This window comes from Streptomyces thermoalcalitolerans (assembly GCF_039525155.1).
GTDB lineage: Bacteria > Actinomycetota > Actinomycetes > Streptomycetales > Streptomycetaceae > Streptomyces > Streptomyces thermovulgaris.
Map to the genome: position 1 here is coordinate 1 of NZ_BAAAHG010000017.1, position 14684 is coordinate 14684.

The 14684-nt window shown below is 72.2% G+C and carries 13 protein-coding genes and 2 pseudogenes; 4 read left to right on the forward strand and 11 right to left on the reverse strand.

The window, feature by feature from the left end; genetic code table 11:
• Both ABD224_RS12690 and ABD224_RS12695 read left to right on the forward strand, forming a co-directional pair.
• A pseudogene (locus ABD224_RS12690) lies at positions 1-118 on the forward strand (shikimate kinase); the annotation flags it as partial.
• A 295-nt stretch (positions 119-413) separates the two neighbouring features.
• Positions 414-1487, forward strand: coding sequence for an alkene reductase (locus tag ABD224_RS12695; protein ID WP_344049589.1), 1074 nt, complete (start codon positions 414-416; stop codon positions 1485-1487).
• Between the two features lie 231 nt (positions 1488-1718).
• Here the strand turns inward: ABD224_RS12695 and ABD224_RS12700 are convergent, their stop codons facing one another.
• The 6 genes from ABD224_RS12700 to ABD224_RS12725 form a co-directional block, all read right to left on the reverse strand.
• Positions 1719-2312, reverse strand: a complete 594-nt coding sequence (locus ABD224_RS12700; RefSeq protein ID WP_344049590.1) for a 3'-5' exonuclease — start codon at positions 2310-2312, stop codon at positions 1719-1721.
• 127 nt (positions 2313-2439) lie between these two features.
• Positions 2440-2862, reverse strand: coding sequence for an acyl-CoA thioesterase (locus ABD224_RS12705; protein WP_344049591.1), 423 nt, complete (start codon positions 2860-2862; stop codon positions 2440-2442).
• Positions 2863-2934: 72 nt separating this feature from the next.
• Positions 2935-3591, reverse strand: coding sequence for a hypothetical protein (locus tag ABD224_RS12710; RefSeq protein WP_344049592.1), 657 nt, complete (start codon positions 3589-3591; stop codon positions 2935-2937).
• A gap of 75 nt (positions 3592-3666) precedes the next feature.
• Positions 3667-4272, reverse strand: coding sequence for a histidine phosphatase family protein (locus ABD224_RS12715; RefSeq protein WP_344049593.1), 606 nt, complete (start codon positions 4270-4272; stop codon positions 3667-3669).
• Between the two features lie 164 nt (positions 4273-4436).
• A complete protein-coding gene (locus ABD224_RS12720; protein WP_344049594.1) occupies positions 4437-4643 on the reverse strand; it encodes a DUF397 domain-containing protein in 207 nt (68 codons plus the stop codon).
• Positions 4640-5458, reverse strand: coding sequence for a helix-turn-helix domain-containing protein (locus ABD224_RS12725; RefSeq protein WP_344049595.1), 819 nt, complete (start codon positions 5456-5458; stop codon positions 4640-4642). The genes ABD224_RS12720 and ABD224_RS12725 overlap by 4 nt, the downstream gene beginning before the upstream one ends.
• 202 nt (positions 5459-5660) lie before the next feature.
• On the opposite strand from ABD224_RS12725, the gene ABD224_RS12730 reads away from it, so the two are divergent.
• Entirely contained in the window at positions 5661-6155 is a 495-nt protein-coding gene (locus tag ABD224_RS12730) for an ATP-binding protein (RefSeq protein ID WP_344049596.1), read from the forward strand.
• Between the two features lie 95 nt (positions 6156-6250).
• On the opposite strand, the gene ABD224_RS12735 is transcribed toward ABD224_RS12730, so the two are convergent.
• The 5 genes and pseudogenes from ABD224_RS12735 to ABD224_RS12755 all read right to left on the reverse strand — a co-directional run bounded on the left by ABD224_RS12735 (position 6251) and on the right by ABD224_RS12755 (position 12807).
• Positions 6251-7435, reverse strand: coding sequence for an ARPP-2 domain-containing protein (locus ABD224_RS12735; protein WP_344049597.1), 1185 nt, complete (start codon positions 7433-7435; stop codon positions 6251-6253).
• A pseudogene (locus tag ABD224_RS12740) lies at positions 7432-8863 on the reverse strand (hypothetical protein). Before ABD224_RS12740 ends, ABD224_RS12735 begins: the two are co-directional and overlap by 4 nt.
• A gap of 294 nt (positions 8864-9157) precedes the next feature.
• Positions 9158-9994, reverse strand: coding sequence for a hypothetical protein (locus ABD224_RS12745; RefSeq protein ID WP_344049598.1), 837 nt, complete (start codon positions 9992-9994; stop codon positions 9158-9160).
• Positions 9994-11259 (reverse strand): VWA domain-containing protein, encoded by a 1266-nt coding sequence (locus ABD224_RS12750; protein WP_344049599.1) that lies wholly within the window; start codon positions 11257-11259, stop codon positions 9994-9996. Before ABD224_RS12750 ends, ABD224_RS12745 begins: the two co-directional genes overlap by 1 nt.
• Positions 11260-11268: 9 nt before the next feature.
• Positions 11269-12807 (reverse strand): IucA/IucC family protein, encoded by a 1539-nt coding sequence (locus ABD224_RS12755; RefSeq protein WP_344049600.1) that lies wholly within the window; start codon positions 12805-12807, stop codon positions 11269-11271.
• 93 nt (positions 12808-12900) lie between these two features.
• Here ABD224_RS12755 and ABD224_RS12760 point away from each other — a divergent pair, with 93 nt between their 5' ends.
• A complete protein-coding gene (locus ABD224_RS12760) occupies positions 12901-14421 on the forward strand; it encodes an IucA/IucC family protein (protein WP_344049601.1) in 1521 nt (506 codons plus the stop codon).
• The last annotated feature ends 263 nt before the right edge of the window (positions 14422-14684 follow it).

Genomic DNA, 14684 nt, shown 5'->3' on the forward strand with positions numbered 1-14684 from the left:
GCAGGCCCGCCGGCATCTGTACGAGGAGGTGGCCACGGTCGAGGTCGCCACCGACCACCGCAGTCCCGGCGAGGTCGCCCAAGCCGTCCTGAACGCAGCGGGGTTGGGGGCGGCATGAGCGAGGCGGTCGTCCGGATCCACGTCGACAGCACCGCGATGCAGCGAACCCCACGACGTGCTGATCACCCATCAACTATTCGGCTGATCCAGCGCCTTGTCCAACACCACCACGAAACCCGTCGCTTTCCTCCTGCTCCCTCTCCCGCCGGCCGAGTCATCGGCGGTAAGCACGCGCCACTTCCGGGAGAAATGGCGGGCCGTGCTCCCGCGGGAACGGGTGGTGCGCATGTACCTGCTCGAGCGAACAACGGCATCACACAGTTCCGCGTCATCGATTCGAAAGGAACCCGACCATGAGCACACCCTTCGAGCCCTACGACCTCGGTGGCATCCGGCTGGCCAACCGCATCGTGATGGCTCCCATGACCCGCAGCCGTGCCTACGGCCCCGGGCAGAGTCCCACCGATCTGATGGCGGTCTACTACGCGCAGCGTGCGAGCGCCGGACTGATCATCACCGAGGGCACCCAGCCGTCGGTCATCGGCCAGGGCTACCCGGACACTCCCGGCATCCATTCCGCCGAGCAGGTCGCGGCCTGGCGCAAGGTCACCGACGCCGTGCACGCCGAGGGCGGCAAGATCTTCCTTCAGGTGCTGCACACCGGACGGATCGGTCACCCGAGCATCACGGGTCTTACGCCCGCCGGTCCTTCCGCGGTCAGGGCCGCGGGCCAGGTGTACACGCACGAGGGACCGCAGGACTTCGTCACGCCGCATGAACTGACCGAGGCGGAGATCGAGGAGACGATGGCGGACTTCGTCGCCGCCGCGCGCAACGCCATGGAGGCCGGCTTCGACGGTGTGGAACTGCACGGAGCGAACGGCTATCTGATCCACCAGTTCCTCGCCCCGAACGCCAACCGGCGCACCGACGCCTGGGGCGGCAGCCCCGAGCGGAGGATCCGCTTCGCCGTCGAGACCGCACAGAAGGTGGTCGAGGCCATCGGCGGTGACAAGGTCGGCTTCCGCATCTCACCCGGCAACCCGGTCAACGACATCGACGAGAGCGACCGGGCGGACATGGAGGCCACCTACACGATGCTCGTGGAGGCCCTCGCCCCGCTGGGGCTGGTCTACCTGCACCACATGGAGGCAGCCGAGATGCGCGACCTGGGGGTGCGACTGCGCAAGGCGTGGCCGAGCACCTTCATCCTCAACCCCTCCACCGGGGCGGAGCCCACCGGCCCCGACGCCCTGAAGCTGATCGAGGACGGTACCGCCGACCTGATCGCCTACGGCGCCCTCTTCCTGGCCAACCCCGACCTTCCCGCCCGCCTCGCCGCGGGCGGCCCCTTCAACACCCCGGACCGCGCCACCTACTACGGGGGCGACCACCGCGGCTACACCGACTACCCCACCCTCGGCTGACACCGCTGTGGCGCGGGTGTCCTCACCGAGGCACCCGCACACCGAGGTCCATCCCGCGCAAGAGTTCCGTGACCCCACCGTGTCGGCCTGCCCGCCGCGCTCCTGTGCGGCGGGCAGGCGTCGGGAACGCCGTCGTCCGCTCCCCTCGGTCCCAGGCACAGCACCTGGCCCGGATCACCGTGCGGAGCCGACAGCTGCGAGTACCAGTGCCGGTGCCGGTGTTGGTGCTGGTCAGGACGGCCCCGTCCAGGCCATGAGACGGGCGAACAGATCGGCCTGTTCGATGGCGTCGTCGAGGGCGTGGTGGGTGTGCCGGCGCCCGGAGAGCAGGTGGCGGGGCATTGTGCCCTTCGCCACCGCCCGCAACGGCACCCCGGCCTTTGTCGCGTACAGCGTCTTCATGTCCATGCAGCCCGAGTGCCCGAAGGGGCTCGAACCGGTGAAGCGGATCAAGTACCAGTACAGGAACGTCCAGTCGTACGGGGCCGGGTAGCCGCACATCACCGGCTGCGCACCCGCACTGACCTCCCGCACCCAGTCGGTGAACTCGGCCATGGCGACGGCCGGTTCGACGCCCTCCCGGCTCAGCCGCTCCCGGTCGAGTCCGCTCACGGCCAGCGCCTCGGGCACGAACTCCTCGCTGATGGGCCGAAGTTCGCGGTAGAAGGTGTGCTGCTCGGGGTCGATGGCCGTGAAACCGTCGGCGTCCTGCACCCCGGCGACCGCGGCGCCGAGGCTCAGCAGGGAGTACGGGCCGGGAATCGGGCCGTCGGCCTCGATGTCGACGGAGATGTAGAGGCTGGGCTTGCTGCGTCGTCTGGCCATGGGGCCGCAGCATCGCAGGTGGCCGGGACGGCGCGCGACCGAATTCCCGGTGATCATTCCCGGTGACCGCGCACCGTCGGCCGCGGCCTGCTGGGAGTGCGGCACGACCGCCGTCCGGCCGTCCGGATCAGAGACCGAAGAGGCTGGGGTCCGAGGCCAGCTCCTTGAAGTGCTCCGCGGGGTTCGCGACCAGCTTCCGCTTCGTGAGGTCCATCAGCCCGCCGACCCCGGTGAGCTCGGCCGCCACGGTGCCGTCGGTCTTGCGCAGGGTCTGCCGGATCCGGAACGTCTTCCCATCGCCCCACTCGAAGGCACAGGTCACATCGACCTCGTCACCGGCCAGCAGCTCCCGCCGGTACTGGATGGTCGTCTCCAGTGCCACCGGCCCCACGCCCCGGGCGAGCAAGTCCTTCTGGCGGATCCCGGCCGCCTGGAGCAACGACCAGCGGGCGTGCTCCGCGTAGTTCAGGTACACGGCCTGGTTGAGGTGTCCCTGCACATCGGTCTCGTACCCGCGGACGGTCACCCGGACGGAAAACAGCTCGCTCACGGCATCCTCTTCTCGGCGTTCACTCGCTCGGGCCACTGCCGCGACCCTGTTGCTCACAGCCCCCACAGTGCCTTACACCCTGCGCGGTGACGCCAGCAGGTACCGGATTCTCGTCCGTGGCTCCGTGTGCTCCCCGGTCTGCCAGCCCGCTCGCTCGAGGGCGGTCACGTATGCCCGCAGCGCCGCGCCGTCCGGCCCGTACACGGCGACCGCCTCCGGCTGCGGGGTCGCCCGCACCCGGTAGCCGTCCGTGTCCGGTCCTTCCGGCTGCTGTCCCGCCGCCTCGAGGGCGAGCGCGGCCGCCCGCACCAGATGCGTCCGCTCCCAGCCGCACGGCCGGTCGGTGGCGCCGTCCGGGTTGGTCATCCGGCGCAGTTCCAGCAGCCCCTGCCAAGCGCTGCGCACCTCGCGCATCCGCGCGGAGCGGTCGTACGTCTCCTTCTCCCCGCCGACGCGAGCGGAGAACACACCGCTGTCCGAGGAGGTGTTCTCGGGCGCGGAGGTCTTGCCTGTCTCCTGCGGCGCGGGGGCTTCGGGCGTCTCCTCGCCCTTCCGTATCCGATGCCCCGCCGGGGTGAGGAAGTGGTCGTGCGGCGGGCGTGGGTGCCGGAAGGCGAGCCCCCGCTTCACCAGCGCCGCGAGCTGCGCCTGCGTCCCCTTGAGCCGTCCGGTCACGGGGTCGGCGGCCTCGATGAGGCGGCGCTGCGCGGCGGTCGGCGGTCGTGTCACGGCGTGCCCCTCCCCGAGTCGTCGATCAGCCCCTTCGCAGGGTACGGTCCGGGTCCGACAGTGAGCCGGTACCGCTCACGGCGAGGGCGTCGGCCGGATGTTCCACGCCGTGATCACCGGTCGCCCGTGCTCGGTGCCCAGCCGGCACAGTGTCCCCGTGGCCAGCTGGAACAGCGCCCCCGCCGACGGGGCCAGTCCGAGGCGGCGGGCCGTGAGCACCCGCAGAATGTGCCCGTGCGCCACCAGGAGCACGGCACCCTCGGCGTCGGCGGACGCGGCGTCCACCTTGGCCAGCATCCGGTCGGCCCGCTCCCCGACCTGCTCCACGGTCTCCCCGGGATGCTCCGGCGGACCCGGTGCCACCCCGTCGGTGAACAGGAACCAGCCGGGCCGGGTGCGCTGGATCTCGGGCGTCGTGATGCCCTCGTAGGCGCCGTAGTCCCACTCGCGCAGATCGGCGTCGACCCGGGCGTCGTGGACTCCGATCAGCTCGGCCGTCTCCCGCGCCCGCCGCAACGGGCTGACGAACGCCGCCCCGATCCGGTGCTCCCGGATCAAGGGCGCCAGCCGTCGTGCCTCCTCCCGGCCGTGCTCGGTCAGCGGCACATCGGTCCATCCGGTGTGCCGCCCGGACCGCGACCACTCGGTCTCCCCGTGCCGGACCAGCAAAAGATCACTCACGTCGTGCCCTTCCCGCGGCATTCGTCACCACGGTGTCACACACCGTGCCGGGACGCCTGCGGCAGACTCGGCCGTTCGGGGGTAGGAAGGGCGCACGCGTCCTGATCAGCAGGAAGTCCGGACTCGCGCCCGGTACGGAACCGAGCACGGGCGCGTGGCCTATGTCAGTGGTCGGCCGCGTAGGAGACGAAGGCGGCCCACTCCTGAGCACCGAAGGCGAGCTGGGGGCCCTCCGGCTGCTTCGAGTCCCGTACACGGACAGAGGCCGGTGCGGAAGCCACCTCGACGCACGCAGCGCCGTCGGGGGTGCTGTGACTGCTCTTGATCCAGGTCAGTTCGGTGCCGTTACCGGCCGAGGGCTTCAGGCTCATGTCTCTCCAAGGAGCTTCTCGATGAAGGTCGACGACTCTCGCGGAGTGAGGGCTTGCGCCCGGATGATCCCGTAGCGGAGTTCGAGAATCTGGACCTCCTTGCGGTCCGAGATCAACCGGCTTGCGAGTTGGACGTCCCTGTATCCCACTGTGGTGCCCTCCTTCAGCCGCAGCAGATGGAAGGAACCGTCGAGCCCGGCGTTATCCTCGCACCGCAGAGGCAGTACCTGGACCTCAACATTCCGCATCTGCCCGACTTCCAGCAGCCGTTCAAGCTGTCGGCGCAAGACCATTCTGCCCCCGACTGGTCGACGCAGCGTCGCTTCGTCGTGCACGAAGTTGAAGGCTGGGACCATCTGCTTATCGTCCATGATCGATTGACGAGCCAGCCGGGCGGCGACAAGTTGTTCCACTTCCTCCTCCGAGAAGGCAGGCCGCCGCAACCCGAACATGGCCCGCAGGTACTCCTCCGTCTGAAGAAGCCCGTTGACGACGGAGTTGTCATAGGCGCAGATCTCCACCGCCTCCCGCTCCAGCTTCGCCAAGTCCCGTACCTTCTTCGGGTATCGGGCCTCCTCCACGTCCTTCTTCAGCCCCGAGATGAGCCCGTTCGCCCCGAGCACCCGATCCGCCCCGTCCAGGAACGGCTCTTTCGGCGCCCGCCGGCCCCGTTCCACCGAGGACACCTGCTCCTCGCTGTACCCGATCGCCGCGCCCAACTCGGCCTGGGTGAGCCCCGCTCGTTCCCGGTACCCCTTGATGATCTTGCCGACCATCCGCAGCACGGCGGTCGACTCGTCGTCATCGTCGAACATCTCCGCTCCGTCCGTGATCCGCTGCCCCTGCCCCGCCGCACCCACGCCCGACCACCTCCCGTGTACGTCCGTGCTCAACCGCCGGTCGATGCGGCACGTCACACGGCGCGACCCGGACAGTCCCGGACAGTGACCGGACAGCGACGATGCGTACTGTCAGCGGTGGTGTTCAGCGTAGGGAGAGATGGCCACGCTGAGTGACATGAATGCCGAGATCTCACCCATGAAGGCGCCCCATGGCCGCCGAGCGGAAGCCGCCCCGCCCCCGCGGCACTTCACGATCCGCCTGTCCTGCACCCGCAGAGGCGCACGACTCGCCCGCCGACTGGCCTGCGAACAACTCGATACCTGGGGCTGGCCGTACGGCTCCGACGCCAACCGCACCGCCGCCCTGCTCGTGGGGGAGTTGACGGCCAACGCGGCCCTGCACGGCCGGGAGAGGGGGCGTGACTTCCGGCTGCGCCTCACCCTCTACTCGGAGGACCCCGCGCTCCGTATCGAGGTGACGGACCCGCGCCCCGACCGCCGGCCGCCCGCTCCCGGTCTGCTCCGGGTGCCCTCGCCCGAAGAGGAGGCGGGGCGCGGGCTGCTGCTGGTCGAGGCGCTGGCCGATCACTGGGGCACGATGTGCGGAGACCCGTACACCAAGACCGTGTGGTGCGAGATGACCCTCCGGCAGGGCGAGCCGTCGAGTTGAGGGGCGGCGGAGGCATGGACGAGCGGCCCCTGCCGATACCCGCCGAAACACCCCGGACGGCCGACCCGGACCACCGGCGGGTGCACGGCGCCGGGTCAGTGATGCCCGGTCCGCGTCTGGCTGCGGTAGCGGTCCAGCACGTCCTGCCGGAGCAGGTGGCCGAAGCCGGCCGCCTCCAGGCGGAGGCCGAGCTGGGACTCGGTCAGGCCGAGCGCGGCGGCGGTGTCGGCGAGGTGCCAGTCGTGGGCGGCGAGACGGCTGAGCAGATGTCCGCGGCGCACCTGGTTCTCCGAGAGCCGGAAGGTCTTGAGGTAGACGGTCCGGCCGTGCTCGTCGGTGATCACTTCGCCGATGTGGTTGTCCTGCCGGAGGCGGAACGGCGGCAGGAAACGGAAGAGCGTGAAGCGGCCCATGCGCTGCACTTGCTGCCAGGTGCGCTCCTGCTCCAGCAGCCCGGACACCATGGTCGTGTCGTGGAAGTCCGCCCACCGCGCGACCTGCTCCCGCGCGGCCTTCCGCAGATCGGCGAGCGACCGGATCCGTGTGTCGTCGATGCGGGACCGGAAGTCCGGCACGGGCGGCATCAACGTCGCGTAGTGGTGCACCAGGTCGCCGTAGAGGTCCTGCAGCAGGGTCGGGTGCAGGACGCGGTAGTCCTCCGGGTGCGGCACCACGAACGCCGTGGCCGGTGTGTCGGCCAGGTGGACCAGGACACCGCACTGCCCCGGGTGGATCTCGAAGACGCGCAGCGCGTCGGCCAGTCCGGGGACGTCCGCCCCCAGGTAGGCGGCCTCGACACGAGGGGAGAGCCCCCGGCGCAGGGCCTGCTGCGACCACTGCTCCCACGCGACGGAGGGGCCGCCGAAGTGCAGGGAGAGATAGCCCTCCAGGGCCAGGTGGAGCGGCAGGAAACGCAGCCGGTGCGTGGCCTCCCGGCGCACCATCCGGCGCTGGACGTGCAGCGGTGCGGCCGCGACCGCCTGGTCCTGCGCCCCGTCGGTCAGCTGCGTGCCGTAGGCGGCGGCGGGCGAGCCGTCCCCGGTCCACTCGGCGACGAACCCGTGGGGAATGTAGGACCAGTAGCTCTCCCCCCGGCCCAGGTCGACCACGCCCGGCCCGCCGAGGATCCGCGGGTGCAGGCGCAGGTCCTGGACCGCCTCCGTCCTCACGAGCGGTACCAGCCGCACGGCGCCCCACACCTGCGAGGGGCGTGTCTCCAGTCCGTCGAGCAGCCCGGAGGGCAGCGCGGACGGCAGGTCGTTCGAGTGATGCGAGGTCATCGGGAAACCCTTTCAGCCCGCCGGTGCGAGGCGGCGGCGAGCCGTGCCGCACGGGCGTCCAGATAGGCCGTCAGGTCGGTCAGTCCCGTACGGCCCTCGGCGAACTGCGCGATCTCGACGAGCGCGGGCAGGTCCTCCGCGTTGCGGATACCCGCGGTCGGAACGCCCGGGGACAGCCGGCGGACGTCGAAGTCCGCGGCGTCGTAGACCGGGTTGAGGTGCACCACGCCGGTGCGGCGGGCCGGGTCGAGACGGGTGCGCCAGACGCGGAGCACCTCGCCGGCCAGTCCGGGAGGGGCGTTGTCCCAGCCGTCGGAGACGATCACCAGGCGTTCCGGGGCCGTCTCCAGCGCGTCGAGGATCCGCTCGCCCAGCGGGGTCGGCCCGACGGGGTGGGCCAGCAGCGCGTCGTCGCGGCCGGAGGTCCACAGCCCGGTGTAGTGGCCGGCCAGCGCTTCGAGCAGGTAGTGGCAGGCCAGGGCGACGGCGAGCGGCCTGCGCCGCTTCACGCCCGAACCGTAGGAGGAGAAGCTGTCGTCCAGGACGGCGGTGACCCGGCAGCCGCCGGTCCGCGGCGCGCAGCACGCCGGTCAGCTCCTCGAGCCGGTCGGCCCGCTCCGCGGCCGGCAGGGAGAGCACATGCCCGGCGAGCCGGGTGAGCGGCATCCGGGACAGGTCGGCCGTCACCGCCCGCGCCGCCGCGGGACCGTGCCGCTCCGCGGCCTCCTGGAGCCGCAGCGTCTCCAGACGCGTCAACCGAGGGGCGATGCGCTCCAGGAACGCGCCGCGCGGAATGCCGTGCTTGGCCGCGAAGCCCTCGGCGACGGTGTACGGGAGTTCGTAGAGCGCCTCCTGCTCGTAGTGCGCACGGCGCCAGGCCTCCAGGATCGGCGTGTCGTAGTGGGCACGGCTGTGCGGCGCGAAGAGGAAGGCGCCGAGCTCCTCGTCGCCGAGCGTCAGATGCGTGTGCCGCAGCGCCTGCTTGAGGCCGTTGCGGTACTTGACGGCGTCGAGGGCCGGATCGGGCCGCGTGGACAGCCAATCGCGCAGCAGGGCACGGGTGCGGCGGTTGTTCACCCGGGAGCGGCGCAGCGTGCGGAAGAGCCCGTAGACGCGCTGCGGGGGCAGCAGGGCCAGCCGCGCGGCGATCAGACGGCCCTCGCGCCGGCGCTGCTCCGCGGTGGCGTCGGCGGCAGTCTCCAGCAGCCGACGGATGATCAGGACGGCGTTGTGGTCGTTGATGTCGAGCGCGAGGACACCCGCGTAGAGGTCGCGGTAGTTGCCCAGCATGTAGGCGTGCAGGAAGTCGAGGGAGAGCCGCTGGGCGTCCTCGTCGGAGTGGAACTCGCGCTGGCCGGTCGCGGTGATCGCCGCGTTGACGAAGAGCAGCACGTCGTCGACCGCGATCAGATCCCCGAACGACTCCACGTCCCCCGCGTCCCCCGCCCGTTCACTTCCCCGGCCGCCCCTGCTGGAGCCGGCCGGGGAATGGGGGCACGAACTGCGAAACAGTGCTTCAGAGGCATGGTCCGGAAGTCGCACCGGAGTCCCGCGGCCGGCACCGGGACGGTAACACGGAGCCGATCACGGATTCGAACGATATAGGGATGCGCAGACGTACAGACGCGCGAATACGCGGACGCACGGACGCATGGACGCATGGACGCGCAGATGTACGGCGGGACCCGCCCCGAAGAGCGGGGCGGGTCCCGCACCACGACGTCAGGCGCCCGGCGGCACCCGGGACGGACGGCCCGAGCCGCGGGTCAGGGCGTAGCCGCCTATGCCCGCCAGCGCGGCCAGGACGCCGCCCGCACCGGTCCACACCCAGCGGTCGGACCACCAGCCGGAGGACCAGCCGCCGTCCGGCTCGATGCCCGACAGGACGGCCGACTTCTTCCCGTCCCCGTCACCGTCGTCGCTGCCGTCGTCCGACTTCCCGGACGTGACCGCGATTCCCGGGGTCAGCGGCTGCGCGAGCGAGCCGTCGACCGCCGCCGCGCCGCCGATGTCCTTGGAGTCGACCCGTACCTCGGCGCCGATCGGCAGACCCAGGTCGGACACCGGCAGGCCGACCGCCGTGAGCCGGATGTAGTACGTGCCCGGCAGCGGGTCGTTGGCCCACGGCTCCGACCAGGCGCGGACCGTGCGCAGCACACAGGCCAGCTCCACGGACGCCGCGCCCCGCGCGACGGTGCGCGTCTGGGCGCCGTACTGGCAGGCCTGGCGGCGCCGCAGCCCGTCGTAGACGTCGATCTGCCAGGTCTGCCGGGCATGCGACGCGGGGAGCTTCACCTTCGCCCTGACGGTGGGGCGCTGCCCGGCGTCCGCGGCGAACGACCAGTACAGGTAGTCACCGGTGGATCCGGTGGCGGTGGCCCGCTGCCCCTGCTCGATCTCCGTCGCCGTACGGAACGACGTGCCCGCCTCGGTGGGCGCGTCGTCCGACGGGCTCGCGGACGGCGAGGAGTCGGCCGCCGCGGGACCCGCGGCCAGCCCGAGCGCCAGCAGAGCCGTGCCCAGTACCCGTGTGACCCGTGTGACCCGTGTGATACGCATCAGTTCGTCCTCCAGACCGCGATCCGCCAGCGCGACAACCAGCCCCACAGCAGACCCGCGAGGAAGCCGGTCAGCACCAGCGCGCCGAGCAGCCACCAGCCGCGTCCGAGGCCGAAGGAGGCCACGTCGCGCGACGTGCCCGGACCGTCCACCACGTCGACGGTCAGCTCCAGCGGCAGACCCGGCGTGGTCTTCACCCCGGCGGCCGGCGAGAAGGAGTGGACGACCTGCAGGCACACCGTCTCGGCCGGTGCGTCCTCCTCGTCGCTCTCGGGCTTCGGGTAGCGCAGACCCGTGGAGATCACGTCCGTACGGCCGTGGCCCGCCGCCTCACCGCGCACGATCTCCCGTCCGCTCTCGGTCACGGCACGCACCAGCAGCCCGTAGCCGGGAGCGACGGCCCGGTCGGCGGCCACGCTCACCGAGGCCCGCAGCTCCTGACCGGGGTTGACGTCCACTCGGTACCAGCGCTGCTGTCCGAACCCCTGACGGTCGGTGTAGAGACCGGACTTGAGCGTCGGCGCCTTCGCGCACTCGGTCGCGCCCTCCACGGCCACCGGCGTCACCACCGGGTCGGCGGCGCGGTCCACCAACTGGCCGACGCGATGGCTGAGTTCCTTCTTGTGCCGTACGGAGGTGTAGGTGCCGCCGGTCGCCTCCGCGATGCAGATGAGCTGGTCGCGGGTCTTGGCGTCCGGCACCAGACCGAGGGTGTCGATGGTCAGGCCGATGCCCTTGGCCGCGATCTCACGGGCCACCTCGCACGGGTCCAGCGGCTGACAGGTGTCCTCGCCGTCGGTGATCAGGACGATCCGGCGCAGGCCGTTGCCGCCCTCCAGGTCGTCGGCCGCCTTCAGCAGCGCCGGCCCGATCGGGGTCCAGCCGGTCGGCACCAGCGTCGCCACCGCCGCCTTGGCCTCGGTGCGGTCCAGCGGGCCGACCGGATAGAGCTGCGCGGTGTCCTTGCAGCCCTCCTTCCGGTCGTCGCCCGAGTAGTTGGCCCCCAGGGTGCGGATACCGAGCCGGACCTCCTTCGGTGTCGCGTCGAGCACCTCGTTGAACGCCTGCTTGGCCGCGGCCATCCGCGACCCGCCGTCCATGTCCCGGGTCCGCATCGAACCGCTGACGTCCAGGACGAGTTCGACCTTCGGGGCGTCCCGGTCGTCGGTCTCGTCGGCCACCGCGCCCGCGGGGAAGGCCAATCCTGCTGTCAGGGCGGCGAGCAGAGCACAGACTCCCGCCGCCAGCCGTTGTCTTGTGATCATCGGCGGATCCTATTGACCGGATGCGCCGGGGGCCAAAACGAGCGGGTTGGGCAGCCCGGTCCACTGGTCGCCGGGCGCTTCAGGGGACAGACGCATCAGCGTCAACGCCTTGGCGGGCAACGGCTGTGCGCACAGCGCCGCCCGGTCCGGAGTGCGCGGCAGATCCCGTACGGCCGTCTCCAGCGCCGCCCGCAGCGCGGTCCACGACCCGGCCGTCCCGGCCAGCGCGCCCGCCACCAGCGAACCGAACAGCTTGCGGCGCAGCGCGACCGGGTCGTCGGTGACGTTCCGGGCCGGCAGCTCCGGTACGGGGATGCCGTGCCGGGCCAGCCGGACGGGGCTCACCCGGATGTCGGCCAGGTCCCGGTAGACGAGCCGCAGGGGAGCCCCCGACCGGGACAGCACGACGAGCAGGTTCTGGCCGTGCGCCTCCAGGGCCACGCCCCACTCCAGCAGACGCAGGCCCACGGTGAGGGCCAGACGGGTGAAGTCGCCCAGCCAGGAAGGCGAGTCGGGCAGACCCGTGACGGGGAGCGCGGCCACGGGCAGGACGTGTTCCCCCGCATGGGCGTACGTCCGCGGCGACTCGCGCCACAGCGCCGCCAGATCGGCGGACCCCGCACCGGCCGCGCCCAGCGTGCGGGTGATGTGCAGCAGGCCGTCCGAGCGGGCCGCCAGACCCGCCGCGAACGCCGACAGGTCCGCCGACGCGGCGATCGACCCCATCGAGATGTCCCGCACCGACGACGTCAGCCGGGCGCTGAGCGACGTCTTGACGTGCGGCCCGCCGGGAACGGCCAGGGTGCGCAGGGACATCAGCGGGCGCGCCTCGAGCACCCCGCCCTCGCACCGCCGCTTGAGCACATGCGCCGCCTGCCAGGGGTGCACGGGCATCAGCAGCCGCCCGCCGTCCCGCAGTTCCTCGGGCCACACCCCGCGCACCAGGCACTCGGACGCCCGCACCGGCAGCAGTCCCAGCCCGACCGACGGCCGGTGCTCGGGCCCGTACGCCAGCTGCTCGGCCACCGAGAAGCCCGGCCGGGAACGGCAGGTGGGGTGGAAGGGGTGACCGTCGACCACCCTCTGCTCCCACTCCCAGTCCTCCGCCGGCCACTCCTTCATGGACGGCAAGGTCCCGGCGGGGGCCGGCTGACCGGCCCGCGACAGCGCCAGCGAGGCCACGCTGTGCCCCAGCTCGGCGGCAAGAGAGCTGCCGTGCGGCACCGCGAGATCCGTCATCAGACGCGCCGGATCGTCGTAGGCCGTCCCGTCCAGGGACACGACCGTGACATAGGCGGCCGTGGCGTACGGGTCCGCCGGCGGGCCCTGCAACCGGCGGCCGTCGGCCAGCCGCAGGACCAGCCCGTCCCGGTTGTGCTCCCGGCCGGTGATCCACGGCAGCGGCTCGAAGGCGAGGGCCCGCCACAGCCGGGTCAGCACGGCGGCCCGCGCACCGCCCAGATGTGCCTCGTACAGGGGGACGAGACCGGGACGCAGGGCGGCCAGCTCCTCGGCGACCTCGGTCTCGGCGGTCGGGAAACGGTCCACGATCGGGCTCCTCCGCTGCGGGGCAGGCGTCACGGTAACGCGTACCGGGCAGACATACTGATCCCTTCTGCACCACGCGGACATAGGGACCGGATGAAGCGCATGGAGCCCACACCCTCCACGAACGACGTCGCCGAGCGCGCCGACGCCCACGCGACCGCCCCCCTGCTGAACTGCCTGATCCGCGAGGTGGCGCAGCCGTGTCCGGACCCGGACGGGCGGCGGGTGTACCGGCTGCCGGGCGGAGGCCGGCTGCTGCGGGTCGCCGGCGGGCGGCGGCCCACCGGACCGGAGGTGTACACGGCGGGCGGCTGGCGCCGCATCGGCCACACGGAGCTGGTCAAACTCGTGGCCGAGGAACTGCGCCGGCACACGGGCCTGTCCAACGACGAACTGCCCGCCGAGATGCTCGACAGCCGGGCGGCGGCTGCCGCCGTGCTCGCCGCCCGCTACCGGGCGGCGGTGCCCGCCGACCCGTACATCCGCTCCGAGCAGGCCCTCGTCACCGGCCACCCGTACCACCCGGCGCCCAAGGCGCGCGGCGGCGGCCCGGTCGCCTCCTGGCTGCCGTACGCACCCGAGGCGCACGCCCGCTTTCCGCTGGTGCTGCTCGCCGTGCGCGAGGACCTGGTCGCCGAGGAGGGCGACACCTCGGCGCTGGACACTCTCGGCCAGGCCCCGCCCGGCTACCGGCTGCTGCCCGCCCACCCCTGGCAGCTCGACCTGGTCGGCCGCGACCTCGCCGACGCCTTCGCCGACGGCCGGCTGCTGCGGCTCGGCACGACCGCCGTCGAGGTGCGGCCCACGGCGGCGGTCCGCACCGTCCACGTGCCCGGACCGGACGGCGCGGACGGGGCCGACCTGTTCCTGAAGTTCAGCCTGGACGTGCGCATCACCAACGACGTACGCCGGCTGTGGCGGCACGACCTGCTGAGGCTGCGCCGCACGGACACGGCGGTGGCCACCGCCTTCGCCGCGCTGGGCGGCCCGGCGGCCTGGCTGAGCGACCACGGCTACCGCACCGCCGCCTTCGCCTTCGAGGAGCTGGCCGTCGTCGTCCGCGACGGGCTGGGCCGGCATGTCCTGCCCGGCGCGACCCCGCTGCTCGCGGCGGCCCTCGTTGAGGACTTCGACGGCAACCCGCTCGACGGCCCGGCGGACTTGACGGTGTGGTGGGAGGCGTATCTGCGCCAGGTCGTGCCCCCGGCCCTCCAGGTCTTCGCCCAGCACGGCGTCGTCCTGGAGGCCCACCTGCAGAACTCCCTGGTCGCCGTGGACGCCGCCGGCCTCCCCGTCCAGGCGCTGTTCCGGGACGCCGAGGGCGTCAAGCTGCTGTCGGACGTCTCCCGGGCCGCCGGATGGGAGCGACTGGTGTACTGCCTGGTCGTCAACCACCTCGGCGAGATCGCCGCCGCCCTCGCCGAACGCTGGCCGGAGCTGGACCCCTGGCCCGCCGTCCGCCGCGAACTGGCCCGCCACGACCTGCCCGAGATCCCCGCCCTGCTCACCTCGCCCACCCTGCCCGGCAAGACCAACCTCCTGCTGCGCTGGACGGGCGCCGACGGCGCCGCCGCCCGCTACCAGCCCCTGCCGAACCCGCTGGCGGGCGGCTGAGTCCCACGGACGCCGTCGTCCGGTGCGCGACCGTTGCACGACCCGGCCGTTGCACGACCCGGCCGTTGCACGACCGTGCCCGGAGATGTCCCGGAGGGACTCCTCCGGACGGGGAGCGGCTGCGGTGGTGTGCTGTACGCCGTCCGCACGCCGTGGAGACACACGTCGTCCGCGCGCTGTGGCTGTGGAGAGGGGAGAACGATTCGGCCCGGCCGGCGCTCAGGCGGGTCCCTGCCGGACCGGGTGCCGCGGGGCACGGGCCG